This window comes from Bradyrhizobium sp. 1(2017) (assembly GCF_011602485.2).
Taxonomy (GTDB): domain Bacteria; phylum Pseudomonadota; class Alphaproteobacteria; order Rhizobiales; family Xanthobacteraceae; genus Bradyrhizobium.
In genome coordinates, this window is the sequence record NZ_CP050022.2 from 3253922 (window position 1) to 3272554 (window position 18633).

Below are 18633 nucleotides of genomic sequence, written 5' to 3' on the forward strand. Positions count from 1 at the left end.
GCCCCATGAACTTCATCGACCATTCCACTGACTTCGGAACGCGAGAGCCAGCTGCGATTGGCGCCGGCTCCATTCGATGTTTCCGCCCAAAATTGCTGACGGGTATCATTGATGCGATCTGGGATCTGGACATTCCTGATAGCGAAACGGCCAAAGCGTTCACCATCAAATGGGCGCCTGGCACGTCTCTGCTGTTGATGGCGCAATACAGAGCGCCGGCGCTCGTCCGTCAGGGAGGACGAATCTTACCGTACAAATGCGCAACCCAGATCCAATCCTCGTCTCTCACGCTTCAGCCGACGGGGGCGCTTGGATTCGTCATAGTGTGTCTGCGGCCCGACGCGGCCAACCGCGTCGTCAGCGCGCCACTCGGCCAATTTGCAAATGCCAACATTCACCTGGGAAACATCTTTAGTCGCGGCGATGTATCGGCATGCGACGAACTTCTCGCCGGGGCGCGCAATAGCTCTGAGAGGATTGCAACCGTTGAAGCCTTCTTGATTCGGCGCGCCCGACCAGAGCGGGACAGCTTGGCTTCTCACGCCGCATCCTGCCTTAGAAGAAATCCGACGTTGCCGATGAAGCAGGTCGCATCGATGCTGAACGTCAGCACAAGGCAGTTATCGCGATCTTTCAACGCTACATTTGGAATGCCTCCGAAGCAGTTCGCACGCCTTGCGCGCATCGAGAAGATTGTGGCCGAGCGGCGCAAGGGGTTGTCATGGGCTGAGATCGCATGCGCTTGCGATTTGGCCGATCAGTCGCATCTCGCCAGAGAGTTCAGGGGCATCATCGGCGAAGGACCTACGGAATTCTTCGCCCACGAGATACGCGAGGGTACTGGAAGAATGACAGAGGCCAATTTTGTCGTTCAGCGGAGCGTTTGAAGCGAGCGGCTTTGAGATTCCGCGCGCGTGCGGCTTGCCGCCGCCGTGACAAACGCAGGTTTCAAACTTTCGGCGCCGGTCCGAAACGTCGATAAATCCATGGTGCTTCCGGAATCGGCATCGGGATGATCGGTTCCTGCGAATCCAGGCAGAGCGCCGATCGCTCAACAGCGTCCGCCTGATATTCGGATGTCAAATTCGCTCACCAGCGACCGGCGTGAGCTCCGCCATCGACGTGCAAGATCTCTCCGGTGACGAAAGCGGCGCCTTCGAGATAGAGTACTGCGTCGGCGATTTCCTCAATTTCGCCGATGCGGCCCATTGGGTGTAGCGTTGCGAGGGCGGCGTGTGTATCGATCGCGTGCATTGGGGTGCGGATCGCTCCGGGAGCCACTGCGTTCACGCGGATACCCTTGTCCGCATATTCGATCGCGAGGGATCGCGTCACGGCGTTGAGTCCACCCTTGGTGATCGCTGTCATGGCCGCGGGGAGGCTTTTCAATGGCTGCTCGGCCAGAAGACTGGACGTCATGTTGACGATGTGTCCGCTCCCTCGATTGAGCATTTCCACGATGGCTCGCTGCGTGACGTGAAAGAAGCCTCCGAGGTTTACTTGCGCGAGCGTCGCAAATTCGCTCTCGGTGTACTCGGTAAAAGGTTTTGGCAGAAAGGCTCCGACATTATTAACGAGAGTGTCCACGCGTCCGAAGCGCTGTTTCGCTGTCCTGACGACCAACGAGGCCGTTTCTGGCTGAGAGATGTCACCGGCGACTTCGGCCAGGTTTGGTTGACCGGTTGTCGCGATCGTTCGTGAACAGGCTACGACTCCATAGCCCTTCGCGAGGAGCCGCTGGACTATTCCGGCGCCAATTCCCCGAGAGGCGCCCGTTACTATGACAACTTTCTCAGCTTGATCCATCGTGCCGCCCTCGTTGATGTGTACCAAAAAGCGAGCACAAGTCTGACGATGGATGTGTAGATCGTCTTGGGTTTTTCGGACGCGCGCTTCAGCTTTTCGTGACGATGCCAGCGCAGAATCCAAGCGAGATGCGGCAAACGAACGTGCTCATTTCGAAGGCGGGGGATAGATCTTGAGGGTTCGCCAATCCGGTCAGGCAAGAGATCATGTTTCGCGCAAGGCTGACCGGACACGTCTCGCCAGGTCGGCCAAGCTGAAGGGCTTGTCGATAACAGGAAATTCGCCAACGGCATCATTTCGTTGCAGCATGCCCTCGGCGTAGCCGGAGGTGAGCAGCACCTTGATATCTTTGCGTAGCCGCCTCGCTTCGCGGGCTAGCTCAATGCCGTTTATTCCGTTTGGCATCACGATATCACTGAACAGAAGTTCGAACTGTTGGTCGCCCCGGAGAGTCCGAAGCGCTTCTGCGCCATTGTGGGCACAGGAAACCTGATAGCCGAATGTGGACAGCATTGCCGAAGTGACGTTCAGGAGGTCATCGTTGTCGTCGACGACCAAAACTCTCTCCGAGCCCGCGGGCAGTGTGAGAGTCTCGGTGGCATCCGGTTTGGTGTCGCGCTCCTGTCTGCTTGCAGGCAGATATAGCGTGATCGTGGTACCTGCTCCCTGTGCGCTCTGTACAGCTATATGTCCTCCGGATTGTCGGACAAAGCCATAGACCATGCTGAGCCCGAGCCCGGTACCCTTACCAGGCTCTTTGGTCGTGAAGAAAGGTTCAAACACCCGATCCTGCACTTCGCGGGGCATGCCGCTGCCGTTATCTGTGACGGACAGGCGAACGTACGATCCTGGAGAACATTCAGGCATGCCCGGTTCCACGACAATGTTCTGCGTCTCGATGCAGAGAACGCCTTTTTCCGCCATGGCGTCCCGAGCATTCAGGGCAAGGTTAAGCAGAGCGGTCTCCAGCAGAGCAGGATCGACATGGCACAGCCACAGCTTCTCATCCGTCTGCAGACGGACTTCGCAGCCATCCCCGACGGCCTGTTGAATGAGCCCTTGAAACTCGAAAATGAGCTCGTTAGCGTCGACCAATTTCGGCCTTAGCGCCTGCCGCCGCGAGAAGGCGAGTAGTTGGGCCGTCAGCTTTGCCCCCCGATCAGTAGCGCGTCGCGCGGCCTCGGCACACCGACGGATTTTACCAAGATCCGTCGTGCCCTCGATGAGCTCAAGGTTCGCGGAAATGACAGTAAGGAGGTTATTGAAGTCATGAGCAACGCCGCCGGTAAGCTGTCCGACGGACTCCATTTTTTGACTCTGATGGAGTTGCTCTTCGATCGAACGCCGTGCTTCAAGGGCGTGCTTGTGTTCGGTGATATCCCGTAGGAAGACCGCCAGGCCCTGACTCGATGGGAACGCGCTTATTGTGTACCAGACTTGAGTGAGTTGACAGAATGTCTCGAGAAAGATCGGTCGTTGCTCCGACGCCGCCTCACGAATTTGCTTCAGGACGGCGAGGTCGGCGGCGGCGGGAAAGGCTTCCGCAAGGGGTAGGCCGATGACATGTCGGTCATGGGCCAGTCGCAGCTTGGCAGGTCCGTTGAGATAGCTGACTGACCAGTCTCGATCGATTATGATCACGCCGTCGGTGGTACTCTCGAAGATCATCGTGATCCGAGCTGCAGCTTCCTCTGCTTTCTCCTTTGCTTCGGATAATTGATGCTCACGGTGGTCCAGCGCGTCTGCCATCGTATTGAATGCCTCGGCCACTCTTGCTATTTCTGACGTACCGTGGATGTCCACACGCTGGTCAAATTTGCCGAAGCGCCATTGATTGGCGGCATCGACGAGCTTCCCGAGCGGACGATGGATAAATCGACGGGCGCTTAACGATGTCAGGATCAGAACCAGTGCCGTGCTCAGCACGATCTGAAGGATCCCCCTCTGAGTACCGCGTTGGATCTCGGCGAATGCCCGGGCCTTGTCCAGACCAAAGCTGATGAGAAGCCCTCCGGAAACATCCTTCAGCGTCGAGTAGCCCACGATCCGTTCAACGCCATCGCGGTCAACGAGATCGGCCGTGGTGCGATCGTTGCGGCTGAGATCATGGTCACTAGCCATCTTGCGGCCGACAAACCGGGCATTGTCGGGGTAGTGGGCAAGGTATGTGCCATTCCGGTCGACGACGGCAAGCGCGGCACCAGGCGGAACATTCCGCCGATTGAGGGAGTCGGCCAGCCAATCCAGGCCGAGAGCGGCTATAACGACACCGCCGACGCTGCCATCATCGCCGAAGAACGGCAGAGCGAAATGAAGGACGTTCCGGCCGGTCTGGCGGCCGATCGCGAATTGGCCGACAGTAAATTCACCGGATCTCAGCACATCCGCGAAGTAGGGTCTACCCGCAGCGGTCGAAGGCTTGTGGTCATCGGTCGCATCGCAGAACGAGGTACCATTTCTGTCGACCACGACGAAACTGATGAACCCCGGAGATCGTTGCTTGATCTTGGCGAGGTAAGCATTGCATCCCGCTGCGTCCTTGGCCTTTATCGCAGGAAGCTCCGACAAGGCAATCAGCGTCTGATGAATCCCCTGGACGATCTGCCGCTGCTCAGCAGCGGCGAGTTCGGCGAGGTTGAGAGCCTGACCCTGCACCTCAATCTGGCGGGTTCGACGCAGGTCGAACTCGTTGTAGATCAGCAGCGCGATCGCGGGCAGCAACGCGACAACGATCAGCACATGTAACCGCAGTAGGAGAGTCACCTCTCATCGTGCTCCATCCTGGCGTCCGGTCGCGTTGAAAACAATGTCGCATCTGTCTGGGGCGACGGTCCAACAATGTTGCTGACGCATCCGTTGTCCCGTCCGGTCTGCGTCATCACAGCTACGCCCGTCCCGCCTCATGCAAGCCTCCTTGGTATGCACTGCAAAATCGCTACGCCGTGTTACGGCTCTGTTTCAAATCCCGGAAAACCCGGTTACACGGGCAACGGGCCCTCCCAGAAAATCTTTGCATCGATGCCGGCAGTGTTGGGGTTGACCGTGCATCGGCAATCGCGCGCTCACCCCGGTCCCCGATGGGAAGCGATTGGAACTACCTCGGCCGATGACGTGACGCGGGCTCCGAGCCTTGACATGAAAATGTCATGATATTGTCATGTGCAAACTATCCGAGGTGCCAGAAGGGTGCGTGTGGAATCTCCTTGTCGCGGCGCGTCCTAGTGAGTGCTCCGGAGCGCACTTCTAGGCGCAGCAGAACTGTCGGCTGCTCGGGCCAACTTCTATATGGCTCGTGCACGAAATTGGCTTCTTAGCCCGCAGCCGACAAGCAAGAGAGCAAGCATGAGCGTCCGCGAAGGAACTGCACTCATTAGAACGGACACGGCGGAAATACTCGTCCCCACCAGTCATCTTCTCCTTATCGACGGCGATCCCGGTATTCGGCGGTCACTGGCCAGCTTCTTCGAGGCGCACAACATGCCGGTCCGTGCTGTCCCAGACTGGCGCACGAGCCGCCAGGATTTCGAGGCAAGCAATCTAAGCCTGATCGTCCTTGATCTGCCATTGGGAGGCGATGATCGCCTCCGGCCTTTGCGAGAGATACGATCCCGCTCCGACCTGCCGATTATCGTGACGACCGATCATCAATGCGACGAGAGTGATCGCATAATCGCGCTGGAGATGGGAGCCGATGACCACCTGGCCAAGCCATTCAGCATGAGGGAGCTTCTCGCGCGCGTACGCGCCGTGCTCAGGCGCAGGAAAATGGGAAAAATGGCTCGAGCGCGCGACCCCGAACGGGGAGGATTCAGGTTCAGTGGATGGCAGCTTCATAGACGCGCGCGGCACCTCGCTGGCCCCAAGGGCAATACCGTACTGCTGACCAAAGGCGAGTACGCTCTGCTCCTCGCCTTCCTCGAGACACCGCAGCGGCCGCTCTCGCGCGAGCGTCTGTTGCAGGCGACCCGCGTCCTCGAAGACGTTTTTGATCGAAGCATCGATGTCCAGGTGATGCGTCTCAGGCGCAAATTGGAGGATGACCCGGGTTCGCCTCAAATCATCAGAACCGAACGTGGCGTCGGCTACGTCTTCATTCCCTCAGTCGATCCATTCTAGCAGAGTTGAGGTCGAATCCGGGAAACGTCCAGCGTGCCTCTCGGGTCGCAAACTATTGACCCTGATCCGGGCGACCTTTTGGTGGCCTCGGCCGTGAATGATCCAGCGATGATATAGCGATGGTCGTAAGTCGCTATGCCGCGCTTACGTGGCGCGGGCGGGTACGGTGTCAACAGATGTTCAGAAGTTGAAGACGGTCGAAACATCACGCTTTCGTTAGGCGATAAGCCGGGGATGTTGGGATATTCGAAGCCGCTCGACCTTCATCGCACACTCGTTGGCTCGAAGACCGGAGGTAGCATGATTGCCAGTCGCAAATTTCTCATTGAGTCGACCTCGAACTACGAGGCTTGGGTCACCGGCCTCCAGTCGCTCGGTTACAGCTCGTTTGAATCCGATGTTTTTGAGGGTTCTGTGCGTCGCTCGGATATGTGGGGAATTTCCGCGGTTGATGTGGCATTTGCAAGCCGCCGTGTTAGCAGAGCCGAGCGAACGCATCGGCAGACACGCGTTGATGGGAGAGATTACTACAAAGCGGTGTTTCAGATCTCGGGTAGATCAACCGTGATCCAGAATGATTGCGTCATGGAGATCGCTGCAGGTGAGTTTGCACTCGTCGACATGGCGCAGTCATCAAGCCTCATCACCAATAGCAGCCGGTGGCTTGCCATGTATATGCCGCGGCGATCGCTGAGGTCCCATCTGGGCATGGAGCCGCGCGGCGGCACGTGCTGGCATAATGCGGCACCCGTAAGTCGCGTCCTTTTCCGCCTCGTTTCGGACACTCTTGCCGAAATCGACGAGCCGTTCTGCGCGGGTGAGCCATACATGGAGTTGGCGATTTATGATCTTTTCGGCGCACTACTCCGAGTGTCGGATGCTTCGCCAAGTCGTTCTCCGTCCGACAAACTGTTTATGCGTGTCTGTAGCATCGCCAAGGGGCGATTCTCGGAGCCTGGAATTAGCTACCTTGATGTAGCCAATGAAGCGGGCATTTCCTTGCGCTATCTCCAGAAGCTGTTTACGACCCGCGGAACGACCTGTGGCCGGTTCATTCAATCCCTTCGCCTGGACCAGGCGGCGCGTCTTCTGAGGCGACGCAAGCTCATCAAATCTGACCAGCCTCTCTCGGAGATTGCCCACGCTTGTGGGTTTCGTGACTACGGCCATTTTTGCCGTACGTTCCGCCGTCGATTCGGGTGCTCGCCGACCGCGGCTTCAGACGGACATCTTGCCGGCGACGAATGGCCTCGCGAAGCTGGCAGACGGATCGAAATTGCCTGAAGGCTAGCGCCCTTTGGGGACGCGCTCAGTTCAACGGCGCGCGCCGGCCGCGACTGGCGTTGGCGCCCACTGGCCGCTTTGTCGCGATGGATGCGTCGGGTTCACGGGGTTTCGATCATGCGGCTGCTCGCTAAACTGTGAGCGCTGGCGGTAGGAATCTTCAAGACCGGATAGTCCCGCTCATCTAGATCGAGGTCTCTGCACGCGGACTTATCTGTGCCGCCGAAACTGCGAGATAGGAGGATGATGCACGGAATCGGAGGCGTTCCTGGTCGCCGTCGAAACGCGCGGTCGAGCAGGAGCGGACCGAAACGTATGATTGTGAATTAGCGAGATGGATCGAAATGCAGTCGTCCCACGGATACGCTCGAGGGCAGGTGACACGCGATCTTGCCTGAAAGTAATTTTGCAATCGGGGCTGATTTCATCCTTGGCGAAGTGGCCGGGCGAAGATGGTGCAAGCCTTCGCGATAAGTTCGCCTCAATTCAAGAGACTGAGTATGTTGGCAGATGTCGGTCACATCATAGTCGTCGATGACGATTCCGCGTTGCGTCAAATGGTGATTACCTATCTGGAAGAGCACAATGTGTCGACCAGGTCTGCATCCGATCGAGTAGAACTGCACCGGCTTCTCGAAGGGACGCAGCCGAGCTTGATACTTCTTGATCTTCGGCTCGGTCAGGACGATGGACTGGATCTGCTGCGAGAAATCCGGTCGCATTCGGATGTACCCGTCATCATCACGACCGGGCATCATCCGGACGAAATCGATCGCATCGTCGGTCTTGAGCTTGGTGCCGACGACTACATCATCAAGCCCTTTAGCCTGAGAGAGCTTCTGGCGCGCGTTCGCGCGGTGTTGCGGCGTCAGGAGATGGGACGGATCGAGCGCGTCCGTGATCCGGAACGCGGCGGGTACCGCTTCAACGGCTGGATCCTCGAACGTCGCGGTCGCAAGGTCATTGACCCGAATGGCGTGCCAGTTCTATTGAGCAAAGGCGAGTATGCGCTGCGCTACTACTGGCCTTTCTCGAGGCGCCGCTGCGGCCTTTGACACGCGAGCATCTTCTGCAGGCAACACGCGTGCACGAAGACATATTCGACCGTAGCATCGACGTGCAAGTCTTGCGGCTGCGACGCAAGTTGGATACCGAACCCAGCGCGCCACGCGTTATCCAGACCGAGCGTGGCGTTGGTTACGTCTTTGCAGTACCAGTGGAGCCATTCTAAGGCGTGACCGGCCAGTGCGTGCGGTGCGTGACCAGGCATACGCTCGTGTAGACGCAATGTCGGCAGGCTGCAGATGTAACCGTATTTCCCGGTGATGGTGGCATAACAGCGAAGCGCCAGGCTGCCTCCTGCACACATCGAGCAGGAGCTCATGTGTTGAAGCAGAATTGCTACGATGCGCCGGGCGAGGGCATGCGAACTCGTTCCGGTTGCCGGCGCCGCGCTCAACCCGGCGCCGAAAGACGTCCTTCGGAGGCGGCACTTGGCGTGCAACCAAATCGAAGGTGGAATGTCCGAGAGAAATGCGCGTAGTCGCGGAAGCCGCAGGCATAAGCGATCTCGGTAAGCGGCTGGCCGGAGTCTAGCAGGTTCTGTCTGTTCAGAAGTTGCGCCGCGTGGTCTAGGCGAAGCGATTGTATGAACCGGCTGTACGTTGTTCCGCGCGCGGTAAAAAGCTTCTGAAGATAGCGCAATGAAATGCCTGCTTCACCGGCCACATCGCGGAGAGAAAGCTCGGGATTGGAGAAGTGGTTCGTGGCGATGCGGCATATGCGTGTGAACAACTTGTCGGTATGAGAGGTACCGGACGGCAAATCGGAGTCAGCGAACAAAGCGCCGATAAGGTCGTAGACCGCGAGCCGCATAAAGGCATCGGCTGCGCCGGCTGAAGTATCGCCCTCGCCAAGGGCGTCGGAAACGAGACGGAACAGGCGGCGGCTCGCGGGTGTTGCACCGTGGCAGTGCATCCCGCCGTGCGGCTCCCGACCCACGTGGGAAACTAGCGCACGTCGTGGCAGGGACAGAGAAAGCCATCGGCAGGACGGGTCGCAGGAGATCAGACTGACCGGTCTCGCCACATCGACAAACCCGATGTCACCTACAGCAAGTGTCATCACACGATCTTTCTGAATCAGGGTCGAGCGGCCAAAGATCTGAAACACGGCGTTGTAATAGTCGCTACATTCTAGACGCGGGTCCCGATGCATCCGTTCAAACCGGCAGACGCTGAGGCTTGCAAACGTAGTTTCGAGTGTAGTGATCCCCCACAGGCATGAGCCACGCACCGAACCTCTAAACGCATTGGATTCGACGCCCTGAGAGCTGAGAACGCCGACTGAGCGGATGCCGGTCAGCCATGCCTCGCGATCGGACGTTGGCCCGATGAGAAAATCACTTCCGCTGGTCATGTTGCCGTCCTTTTCGCACCGAGGAGCAAAGCAACCCGCATACTCCAAGTCGGCGCAAGGCTGGAAGCTGCGGCCGCGGCACACTAAAATGTGTTCGCCAAGTCGTTGCCGAGAACGGGAGCTCCGGATCGTTCAATGAGTGCGCATTACCGCATTGGAAAGGGCGCGCCAACCACTCCAGAGTCATGCTTCATTGTTCTAGATATTGGTCGCCCGGGAGAGTGAATGGACCGGCACAGTCCCTGTGTCAGCCTGATGCTCTCTGACGGCATTGGAGTCAAACTGCTGCGGTCAACACGTTGATCGTCACCTGCAAATGGTTAGTCTGCCAGCATCATGAAAGAGGCCTCCGACAATGTCTGACAATCTCAATCCGAATGATCTTCGTTCGAAGAGTGCACCCGATGTCCAGGAGGTGTTCTCGCCGCAGGAGCACCTGCGTCCGACGAACGAGTATCTCACGGAAATTTCCGGTACGGCGGGAGACTACTGTCTCATTCGATGTACCCTGCCGGCGGGCGTGGTGGTGCCGATGCATAGTCACGCCGATCGAGAGACGTTTTACGTGCTGTCCGGGAAGATAGATGCTCTGAGGGAAGATCGGTGGGAGGTGCTTGGACCGGGTGACGTTTTCGACGTGCGAGACGGGGCCAAGCATGCGTGGAGAAACGCGTCGCAGGCGGCCGCTTCGATCATGTGCGTGACGACGACGGAGATGGCCCGATTTTTGCAGGATATATCGATCTCACCCGCCGGCTCCTCGCCGGAAGAGCAGGCACGGCGCTTCCTCGATCTTGTCCATGCAAAAGGGTATTGGTTGGCAAGTCCGGCCGAGAATGCGGCGGTCGGGCTGGACGTCAATTGGGGTGGACCTCGTGATTGACGGTGGCGCTCTCCTGACACCGCAATCCGGGCATGGCGCCGTGAGCTGCCGTGATGGAGTGTATTCAGCGTTCAAGCTTTCGGCGCGCTCTCGGTCCAGCGCGCCATCATCGTGTTGGAAGGTAGGGACTTCTCGACGAGCTTCCTCGCGGTCTCCACCCCCGCCACGGGAAGCGTCTTTGGATCCAGCAACCCGATCTGCACCAGCACCGAGGCTTGGTCCCAGTAGATGTGCTCGTTGTAGAGCTTGTCGCCGCGGAAGCATACGATCGCAACCAGCGGAATCTCGACATACCTGCCGGTCGGGGACACGCCCGGGAGCATCCAGTCGATCTCGATGTCATGGGTGAAGCAAAACAGCATCTCGTCGACGACCCGGTCGGCGCCAATGGTGCGCGAGATGGGGGTGAGCCTGGTGTCCTTGGGCGTCTTCGGGATGAAGTGATTCTTATAGAAGCGCAGGAGATCGTGGTAGCCGACACCACCCGTCATGGTCGGGATGTGGTTGACATAGGGCTCGGCCACCATGGTACTCATGGTCGCTTCCGCCGAGCGGGTCACAAATTCCAGCTCGGTGTGCTTGTCCCACAGTGACGAGAGATCGTAATGGGGGCCGAGAAATGTTCGGAACATCGCGATCGAGCGCGAGTGCGCGATCAAGGTCGCCGTTTTGTTGAAGCTCGCACGTTCTGGCACCGCGAAGCCATGGTCGCAGCCGGGATAGAGATACAGCTCGACATCCGGACGACTTGCAAAGACTGCCGTGATCTGCATCCGCACTTCGGCAGGGACAACGCGATCGAGTTCGGCGAGGTGAAATACGACCGGTCCCTTGATCCTCGCGGCCTCTCCAAATTCGGCCTCGATACCGACGCCATAGTAGGAGACTGCGCAGTCGACGTCGGCGCGCGCTGCAGCGAGATAGGCGAGCTTGCCGCCAGGGCCAAAGCCGAGCGCGCCGACCTTGCCAGTGCATTCGGGGCGCGCGCGCAGTGCCTGCAATGCGTCGGCGGAATCCTTGATCGACTGGTTGGTGTCGAAGTCCTGATAGCGGTCCATCGCCCCGTCGAGATCGCCGTCGCCGTCGGCAAGCTCGATGCCCGCTCCCACACGCCATAGCAGGTCGGGTGCCAATACCACATAGCCTTCCTCGGCATAGTAGTCGGCGAGGTTCCGCATCGAGGCGTTGACGCCGAAAATCTCATGCAGCAGCAGAATGCCGGGACCGGAGCCTGAAGCGGGAAGAGCGAGATAGCCTTTGAAAGTGCTGCCATCTGTAGCCCCGATGTCGATCCACTGTTCCGCCATCGCTTTGTCCTTCGTGTCGAGTTTCGCGAAAGTCTGCATAGAGACGTTCACAAGGTGAGCTTCTTTGCGGCGCCGCCGCTCTTTACGCGAAACTTTGCTTTTCAATTGGCGACAAGTGACGGGATGTCAAAGCCGAGCGTGGTCAGGGCCAATGCCTCGGACAGTTCCTGTAAGTCAACGTTGATCGGCTCGAGATTCGTCCGGCTCAGGTCGTGCGCGCTATCCTCAACGAGGACGAAGCCTCGGCAATCGGTGACACCATCGGCGGTCTCCTCACCATGGAAGTGCGCATAGCAGGCGTCGGCCGAACTGTGCATCAGAGGTTGGACCAGGAGGCGACAAGTCATGCCCAATTTGTAGCAGAAGACGACGGCCGCCCCGGCGCTGCCAACCTCAGAAGAAAAGTCTGCGACCCAAGTGCCGGCGTTGCGTCGCTCACGGCGATACGTCCAGCGTAGATAGTGCACGCTACGACGTCACTTCAGTGTCGAGCGAACGCGTTACGATTGTCACAGAGCGCTTGTTAGAAGTCCGTCGCCGTCCTCGGTCATTAAAACGCCTCTGCCGTACGAGCTGGAGTTAGAGCGGGCGCTGGCGACCGAACCGGATGAGATGGTTTGAGATGCGCACGATTGGCTCACTTTGCGGGGGCTTTGCGCGGCGCGCGCATACCTTGCTCACGCGAGAAGCCGCTTTATCGCTGAGCCCCTCGCAGCTAGTCTCGCTCGCCTGTTTGGGCGTCATCCTCCTTACTCTCGTCGGGAGACAGGAAATCGGTGCGTCGCTCACTTCGGAAGGAAGACAGGATGAGGGCGGTAATCGTTGGTGCGGGGATGGGCGGGCTGATGACGGCATTGGCGCTGCGACAGTCCGGTGTGTTCTCGTCGGTCGATGTCTACGAGCAAACAAAAGTGCCCAGCACCGCGGGTGCCGGGTTGAACATTCCGCCCAACGGGGCGCGGATATGTCGTTGGCTGGGCGTCGACCTCGATGGCGGGGATCCCAAGGGCCCTGATGGAGCGATCGACGGTGGCCGGGCGGCAATTCTGGAATCAACACGGCAGTTCAACGCGGACGGGAGCGTGACGCAGAGGCCGTTCGATCATGTCACTGCCGTGGGTGACGGCGCCGGGTTCCATCACATGCACAGGCTGGACCTGTTGATGTGCCTGTACAAGCGGGTGTTCGAGTTCGGTCCCGACAGCGGGGCGCCGTGCCCGATCATCTTGCACATGGACTGCAGGCTGACACAGTTGAGCCAGGCTGCCGGCGAGGTAACCGCCATCTTTTCGAATGGCCGAGCCGCTACCGGAGAGGTCCTCGTCGGTGCAGACGGCATCAATTCAGCCACGTTGCAACTGGCGTGGCCGAACCCGCGTCCCAAGCGCTGGACCGAGGTGACATGCTTTCGTGGCCTCATTCCGCGGGCAGTGGTCGCCTCGCTCCGCAAGGCCGACGGGAGCTCGCTGGACAACAATCCGATCGACTCCTTCAGCATGGACCGTCACCGGAACGACAGGAGCGGGGCAACGACATATTGGGTTCGCGGCGGCGAGTTGTTGAACGTGTGGATCGCCCGCTATGAGCCCGACGCGGCTGCGTTCGAGCGGGAGGAGGGCGACTGGTTTCCCGTCAGCCGGGAGGAGATCCTTCGCGAGGTGGGAGAGGCGTGAGGGGAGCACCGGTCGCGAAGACCTGCTCGCACTGGCAGGGGCAATCGTTCGTCCGACCAAATGGGGTCTCTACGATCGTGATGCACTCGAAACCTGGGTCCAAGGCCGCATCTGTCTTCTTGGAGACGCGGCGCACCCGATGCTTCCCACATTTGGCCAGGGCGCTGCGCAGTCCTTCGAGGACGCCGCCGCGCTCGCCGGCGCCTTCGCCTTGCATAAGCGCGATGTCGCGACAGCGTTGTTGCACTACGAGCGCGTGCGGCATTACCGCGCCACTCGTTTCCAACTCGGTTCCAAATTCGCCTTCGATCACTTGCGGGCAAAGGACACCGCTGAGCAGAAGGCGTTGCTCGAGAAGCTCGACGAGCGGGTGAGTCCGGCCTTTGCCCACGACAAGCGCGGCGGCGAGGACGACTCCTGGATTTACGCGTACGACGCCCGCAATATCGGCGCCGAACTGCCCTACAAGAGATTGGGGCCGTGGGATTTCCGCCGAGCCGCCAAGGCCAACTACGCCACGATTACCGGTGCGCTGTGGAAGCCAGCTTCTCCTGCCAGCGCTCCACGCTCCGTCACGCGGGAAGAGGTCGCTCGGCACAACACGCGAAACGACTGCTGGGTCATTATCTCAGGCAAAGTTTACGACATCTCCGAGTGGGCGCCCCATCATCCCGGTGGTGCCGGGATTGCCCGAATGTATGCCGGCAGGGAAGCCACGGCGGAATTTGGGGACTACCATAGTGCCGAAGCTGTCGCGCACATGGCTCATTTTTGCATCGGCACCCTCGTTGAGGCTCCCGCCACCCTGCCGTGACCGGGCACGACGGCAGCCCGGCGTTTCCAGCGCGGGGCAGTGCTCGCCTTCCGCAAGTGATCCACACGGACATTGGTGTCGGATCGGAAAGAAAGTAATATGTTGATCCGCTAGCGTCAGGGGCCGATATGAAGGCGCTTTATCGCCGCAGCCTTCTTCAGCCTTTTAGCTGCGCACTCGGTTCAAGCTGCCGACTCCGGCAACACGGTGACCCCAACGTGGACCGGGTCTTCCGACATCACAAAGCGCATCGACGCCGGTGAGGCTTTCGATCTTGTTATCGTGGGCGCGGCAGACAGCGACGCCTTCAATCAAGGACGGTAAGCTTGCGCGCGGAAGTCGCGTGGATATCGCAAGCACTGGGGTCGGCATGGCGGTCGACGACCGATGTGGATGCCGTGTCGTCGTATGAAATTGCCCTTCACAATCACCGAGGATTCCATCATGCCTGACAAGTCTGCAAAAGGCGTCGATCGCCGCGATCTGATAATGGCATCCATTGCCACGGTCGGCTCCGCGGCCGCCGTCGCCGTCAACGCTGGTGCTGCGAATGCCCAGGGCGCAGCGACACGCCCTGTCAAACCGACATCAGGAACAGTCTATACCGGTGATGTTATCGAAGGCAAAAGGGTCGTCAGCGCGCTCGACGTCAACGATCTGGAGTCCGGAAAGAAGCACCTCTTGTATTTTCAGGGCGTTGAGATGCCAACCGGACAGCACTGGTATGTGTCTGTGACGGTCGCGAAGGGAGCAAAGCCGGGCAAGCGCGGCGTCCTGACCAGTGGCGTGCATGGCGACGAGATGAGTTCTGTGCACACAGTCCAGACCGTGATGAGCCAACTCGACCCGGCGCAGATGTCAGGCACGGTGATGGCGGTCACGGACGTGTCCCGCCCGGCCCTGGAAAGCATGCAGCGCAGATGGCCCAATCAGGGCAGAGGCATCGATCTGATCGATATGAATCGGGAGTGGCCCGGGAACGAGAACGGCGCCACGGCACCGAGCCGACACGCCGGGCTTCTGTTCAACCGGCTGCTGCGGCCGAACGCCGACTTCGCGATCGACTTCCACACTGGGACGACCGGATTCGAAGTCACCGCATTCAATATAGGCGGTATGGATGTGCCGGAGGTCAAGGCGATGGTTGAGCTCTATCCCGTCGGCCAGATCTTCGACAATCATGTATATCCCGGTGTCCTGCACAACGCGTTCATGGACGTGGGCATCCCGTCCTTCACGCCAGAAATCGGCGCTGCGCGCGTCCTGGACCTTGAGATGATCTCGCTCTTCGTGGAAGGCACAATGAACGTCCTCAAGCATCACGGCATCGTTGCCGGGCGACTAGGACGTACAGGCAAGGACGTGGCTGTCTTTGTCGGTAACAGCGCCTACCCAATCCTGGCCACCGCGGGCGGTCTCGTTGAGCATCTGGTCAAGCTCAAAGACAAGGTCGAAGCCGGACAGAAGGTTGCCATTCAGCGCAATAGCTTCGGCGAGGTGATTGCGGAATATACAAGCGGCGTGGCCGGAGAGATAACGGGCCAGCGCAGCGATGCAATGTCCGAGCCTGGCAACCCCCTGGTATTCATCCTGTTCAACAAGCCGGGGCCGAAGGACGTTCAGGTCTATCCCGAGTAGTTGCCGCGACCTCAAGGCTGGTGACGCAACTTCACTGTGGCCGTTCACGAGGTTCATTCGTCCTGGGGCAATGTCACAAATTGGCCGATCGCGTCATTGGCGGTGCGACGGGAATTGGAGCGGTAGCGCGGCGGCCCATTACGATTGCAACGAACTTGGGCTGTCCAGCAATCGAGATGTAAAACTGGAAGTCTAGAGAGAGGAGAAGTCGCGGTCAGGGACGAGAGGAATGCCAATGGCAGACGTTGTCGGCGCAAACGATCTGGTGGCTCTCGCGGCTCCTGAAGATCTGCCGGTTCTCAATGTGGCAGACCTCGACGCGGATCCTCACGCCATGTTCCGCAGGTATCGCGCCGACTATCCCGTTGTCGGACATGAAACGGGAGCTTTTCTGGTGCTCCGTCATGCCGACATTGAGCGGCTTGGCAGCGGTTCCTGCATGGCCGCATCCGAAACGGTCCACCCTGAATTGTTCGGTGTCACGGAGGGAGCGCTCTTTGACTTCTTCGATCAGGGAATGCTCACCGCCAATGGAGCCATTCATCGTCGCCGGCGATCACCGTTCTCAAGAAGCTTCGCGGCTCGAACGATCGCCGGTCTGCGGCCGCACATACGGCGTTCGTCGGAGGAATTGATCGAGAGCTGGTATGCCGATGGTCAGGTCGAGTTTGTCGGTCAGTTCGCGGCTCAGCTTCCCGCCCGCGTCATTGGCGATCTTCTCGGCCTGCCGCGAGCCGACATCCCATCCTTCACAGAACTTGTCTACTCCGTGACACGATTCATTAGCTCCAGCGTACTGCCGGACGAAATCCCTGAAGCGGATGCGGCGTGCCAACAGTTGCGCGACTACGTGGAAAAGACGCTCGAAGACAGGCGGCGCGCCCCTCGCGACGATTTCCTCTCGGATTTCCTGGAGAGGGTAGACGCAGCGGGTGAACTATCACCTCTCGAGATCATATTTCAGATCGTTCAGTTGATCGTCGGCGGCACCGACACGACTCGCGTCGCCATCGTGGTGCAACTGGCGCTTCTGCTCCAGCACAGGGAGCAATGGGAAGCGGTATGTCGCGATCCCTTGCTCATTCCAGGCGCGGTTGCGGAGGCGATGCGATTCGAGCCGAGCGTGGCGTCGTTCGTCAGGGTGACAACTGAAGACATCGAGGTTGGCGGCGCTGTTCTTCCGGCCCGGCAATTCGTCATCTTGTCAACCATGTCCGCCGCGCGTGACGAAGAGGCCTATGAACATCCCGACGTGTTTGACATCCGTCGAACCGACCAACCACGTTTACTTCCCGCCTTCGGTGCCGGCGCCCATCGTTGCATTGGTGAAGCGCTGGCACGTGTCGAACTCGAGGAGAGCCTGGCGGCGCTCGCGGCCCGCATCCCGAAACTTCAATTGGATGAAGCGCCTGTGATCAAGGGGCACAGCGGCATCCGTCGCGTCGATACTATGCGGATATCCTGGCAGCCGTGAAATCCGGATGAGGCATCGGCGTCAAGGTCCGAAGATCGGCCCGTGCTGAGGGCCTCACACGCGTTCGCTGGAGATGCAAATGATGATAGGCGCAACGGCGATATCGCGCCAGACCGAGCTCGTTGCGGCGGCGTGTCTTCGTCTCAGGGAGCTCGATTCAGCAGACAATTGCGCGTTGGCAACAACGCCGATCGATAAGCTGCCGCCACGCTGGGAACCGGATGCGCGGGCGCATGAAGTCGCTCTGCACATCTTTCCGGAGCCAACGTGATCGTCCGCGCTCCCGGTCGTCACTCGCGCTGTGGCATACTGCTGGGAACGATCGTTTGAACGATCGACGAATCGAGCGCTTCATAGTCGTGCAGGCCGATGGTCGCGTAGAGCTCCGCGCGTGTCTGCATCCGTTCGACGACCCTGTGCGTGCCTCCATCCCGCGAGATCGCGGCGTATAGATCGGCCTGGGCCTTGTTTGCCATCCGCAGAGAAGACACCGGCCAGATCACCATCGCGTAACCCATGGCTTCGAACTCGGCAGCGGTGAAGAACGGTGTCTTGCCGAACTCCGTCATGTTAGCGAGGAGAGGGACACCAGGCATGCGCTCGGCGAAGGCGCGGAACATCTCGGCCGTGTTCAGCGCTTCTGGAAAGATCGCATCGGCACCCGCTTCGATATAGAGTTTTGCGCGCGCGATCGCGCCGTCGAGACCTTCGCTTGCGGCGGCGTCGGTCCTGGCGACGATGACGAGATCGCGCCGTGCCTTCGCGGCGGCTGCGACCTTGGCGGCCATGTCGTGCGCGTCGGCGATCTTCTTGTCGTTGAGATGGCCGCACTTTTTTGGCAAAATCTGATCTTCGAGATGAAGCGCGCCTGCACCTGCGTCCTCGAAGACACGCGTCGCATGCATCACGTTCAACGCTTCGCCGTAACCGGTGTCGGCGTCGACGAGGAGCGGAAGTCCCGCCGCGCGGACGATCTGGCGAACGAAGAAGGCGACTTCATCTACGGCGATGATGCCGAGATCGGGCAGGCCCATCGATGCTGTCATCGCTGCGCCAGACAGATAAAGCGCGTCGAAGCCGGCGGCCTTGGCTTGCAGCGCTGCCATGCCGTTGTGAGCGCCCGGCAGTTGCAGAATGCCGGGCTGTTTCAACAACTCGCGGAAACGCCGGCCGGCGGATTCGCGGGGAAGGTCGGCGGCAACGAGATAAGTCATCCTTCA

14 protein-coding genes and 1 pseudogene are annotated in these 18633 nt (G+C 59.5%); 9 read left to right on the plus strand and 6 right to left on the minus strand.

Annotated elements, in window-relative coordinates; genetic code table 11:
- Positions 1-5 precede the first annotated feature (5 nt).
- The gene (locus HAP40_RS15060; RefSeq protein WP_166817074.1) at positions 6-887 is read left to right on the plus strand and encodes a helix-turn-helix domain-containing protein; all 882 of its coding nucleotides are present in this window, start codon (positions 6-8) and stop codon (positions 885-887) included.
- Positions 888-1089: 202 nt separating this feature from the next.
- On the opposite strand, the gene HAP40_RS15065 is transcribed toward HAP40_RS15060, so the two are convergent.
- Both HAP40_RS15065 and HAP40_RS15070 read right to left on the minus strand, forming a co-directional pair.
- On the minus strand, positions 1090-1806 hold the full coding sequence (locus tag HAP40_RS15065) for an SDR family NAD(P)-dependent oxidoreductase (protein WP_166817073.1): 717 nt from the start codon (positions 1804-1806) through the stop codon (positions 1090-1092).
- Between the two features lie 204 nt (positions 1807-2010).
- Positions 2011-4545, minus strand: coding sequence for an ATP-binding protein (locus HAP40_RS15070; protein WP_246741097.1), 2535 nt, complete (start codon positions 4543-4545; stop codon positions 2011-2013).
- Positions 4546-5148: 603 nt separating this feature from the next.
- Between HAP40_RS15070 and HAP40_RS15075 the strand changes: the two genes are divergently transcribed.
- From HAP40_RS15075 to HAP40_RS15085, 3 genes and pseudogenes are all read left to right on the plus strand, one after another.
- A complete protein-coding gene (locus HAP40_RS15075; protein ID WP_166817071.1) occupies positions 5149-5922 on the plus strand; it encodes a winged helix-turn-helix domain-containing protein in 774 nt (257 codons plus the stop codon).
- A gap of 300 nt (positions 5923-6222) precedes the next feature.
- Positions 6223-7206 carry a helix-turn-helix domain-containing protein gene (locus HAP40_RS15080; RefSeq protein WP_166817070.1) on the plus strand — a complete coding sequence of 328 codons (984 nt, stop codon included), beginning with the start codon at positions 6223-6225 and terminating at the stop codon, positions 7204-7206.
- A 500-nt stretch (positions 7207-7706) separates the two neighbouring features.
- Positions 7707-8437 (plus strand): annotated as a pseudogene (locus HAP40_RS15085) (response regulator).
- A gap of 224 nt (positions 8438-8661) precedes the next feature.
- On the opposite strand, the gene HAP40_RS15090 reads toward HAP40_RS15085, so the two are convergent.
- Positions 8662-9624 carry a helix-turn-helix domain-containing protein gene (locus HAP40_RS15090; RefSeq protein WP_166817069.1) on the minus strand — a complete coding sequence of 321 codons (963 nt, stop codon included), beginning with the start codon at positions 9622-9624 and terminating at the stop codon, positions 8662-8664.
- A 355-nt stretch (positions 9625-9979) separates the two neighbouring features.
- Between HAP40_RS15090 and HAP40_RS15095 the strand changes: the two genes are divergently transcribed.
- The gene (locus HAP40_RS15095; protein ID WP_166817068.1) at positions 9980-10507 is read left to right on the plus strand and encodes a cupin domain-containing protein; all 528 of its coding nucleotides are present in this window, start codon (positions 9980-9982) and stop codon (positions 10505-10507) included.
- A 71-nt stretch (positions 10508-10578) separates the two neighbouring features.
- Here the strand turns inward: HAP40_RS15095 and HAP40_RS15100 are convergent, their stop codons facing one another.
- Positions 10579-11814: a dienelactone hydrolase family protein gene (locus HAP40_RS15100; RefSeq protein WP_166817067.1), complete on the minus strand. Its 1236-nt coding sequence runs from the start codon at positions 11812-11814 to the stop codon at positions 10579-10581.
- 101 nt (positions 11815-11915) lie between these two features.
- A complete protein-coding gene (locus tag HAP40_RS15105; protein WP_166817066.1) occupies positions 11916-12281 on the minus strand; it encodes a hypothetical protein in 366 nt (121 codons plus the stop codon).
- A 339-nt stretch (positions 12282-12620) separates the two neighbouring features.
- On the opposite strand from HAP40_RS15105, the gene HAP40_RS15110 reads away from it, so the two are divergent.
- The 4 genes from HAP40_RS15110 (at position 12621) to HAP40_RS15125 (ending at position 17413) form a co-directional block, all read left to right on the plus strand.
- Complete coding sequence (locus HAP40_RS15110) at positions 12621-13487, plus strand: FAD-dependent oxidoreductase (RefSeq protein WP_208024775.1); 867 nt, start codon at positions 12621-12623, stop codon at positions 13485-13487.
- Positions 13396-14301: a cytochrome b5-like heme/steroid binding domain-containing protein gene (locus HAP40_RS15115; protein ID WP_208024774.1), complete on the plus strand. Its 906-nt coding sequence runs from the start codon at positions 13396-13398 to the stop codon at positions 14299-14301. Before HAP40_RS15110 ends, HAP40_RS15115 begins: the two co-directional genes overlap by 92 nt.
- Positions 14302-14745: 444 nt before the next feature.
- Positions 14746-15939 (plus strand): M14 family metallopeptidase, encoded by a 1194-nt coding sequence (locus HAP40_RS15120; protein WP_166817065.1) that lies wholly within the window; start codon positions 14746-14748, stop codon positions 15937-15939.
- 235 nt (positions 15940-16174) lie between these two features.
- Positions 16175-17413: a cytochrome P450 gene (locus HAP40_RS15125; RefSeq protein WP_166817064.1), complete on the plus strand. Its 1239-nt coding sequence runs from the start codon at positions 16175-16177 to the stop codon at positions 17411-17413.
- 290 nt (positions 17414-17703) lie between these two features.
- Here the strand turns inward: HAP40_RS15125 and prpB are convergent, their stop codons facing one another.
- On the minus strand, positions 17704-18627 hold the full coding sequence (gene prpB, locus HAP40_RS15130) for a methylisocitrate lyase (protein WP_166817063.1): 924 nt from the start codon (positions 18625-18627) through the stop codon (positions 17704-17706).
- Between the last annotated feature and the right edge of the window lie 6 nt (positions 18628-18633).

Bases quoted from the DNA above. Each gene is read 5' to 3' on its own strand.
- HAP40_RS15060 (WP_166817074.1), top strand. From the start codon at position 6: ATGAACTTCATCGACCATTCCACTGACTTCGGAACGCGAGAGCCAGCT.
- HAP40_RS15065 (WP_166817073.1), bottom strand. From the start codon at position 1,806: ATGGATCAAGCTGAGAAAGTTGTCATAGTAACGGGCGCCTCTCGGGGA.
- HAP40_RS15075 (WP_166817071.1), top strand. From the start codon at position 5,149: ATGAGCGTCCGCGAAGGAACTGCACTCATTAGAACGGACACGGCGGAA.
- HAP40_RS15080 (WP_166817070.1), top strand. From the start codon at position 6,223: ATGATTGCCAGTCGCAAATTTCTCATTGAGTCGACCTCGAACTACGAG.
- HAP40_RS15090 (WP_166817069.1), bottom strand. From the start codon at position 9,624: ATGACCAGCGGAAGTGATTTTCTCATCGGGCCAACGTCCGATCGCGAG.
- HAP40_RS15095 (WP_166817068.1), top strand. From the start codon at position 9,980: ATGTCTGACAATCTCAATCCGAATGATCTTCGTTCGAAGAGTGCACCC.
- HAP40_RS15100 (WP_166817067.1), bottom strand. From the start codon at position 11,814: ATGGCGGAACAGTGGATCGACATCGGGGCTACAGATGGCAGCACTTTC.
- HAP40_RS15110 (WP_208024775.1), top strand. From the start codon at position 12,621: ATGAGGGCGGTAATCGTTGGTGCGGGGATGGGCGGGCTGATGACGGCA.
- HAP40_RS15115 (WP_208024774.1), top strand. From the start codon at position 13,396: ATGAGCCCGACGCGGCTGCGTTCGAGCGGGAGGAGGGCGACTGGTTTC.
- HAP40_RS15120 (WP_166817065.1), top strand. From the start codon at position 14,746: ATGCCTGACAAGTCTGCAAAAGGCGTCGATCGCCGCGATCTGATAATG.
- HAP40_RS15125 (WP_166817064.1), top strand. From the start codon at position 16,175: ATGGCAGACGTTGTCGGCGCAAACGATCTGGTGGCTCTCGCGGCTCCT.
- prpB (WP_166817063.1), bottom strand. From the start codon at position 18,627: ATGACTTATCTCGTTGCCGCCGACCTTCCCCGCGAATCCGCCGGCCGG.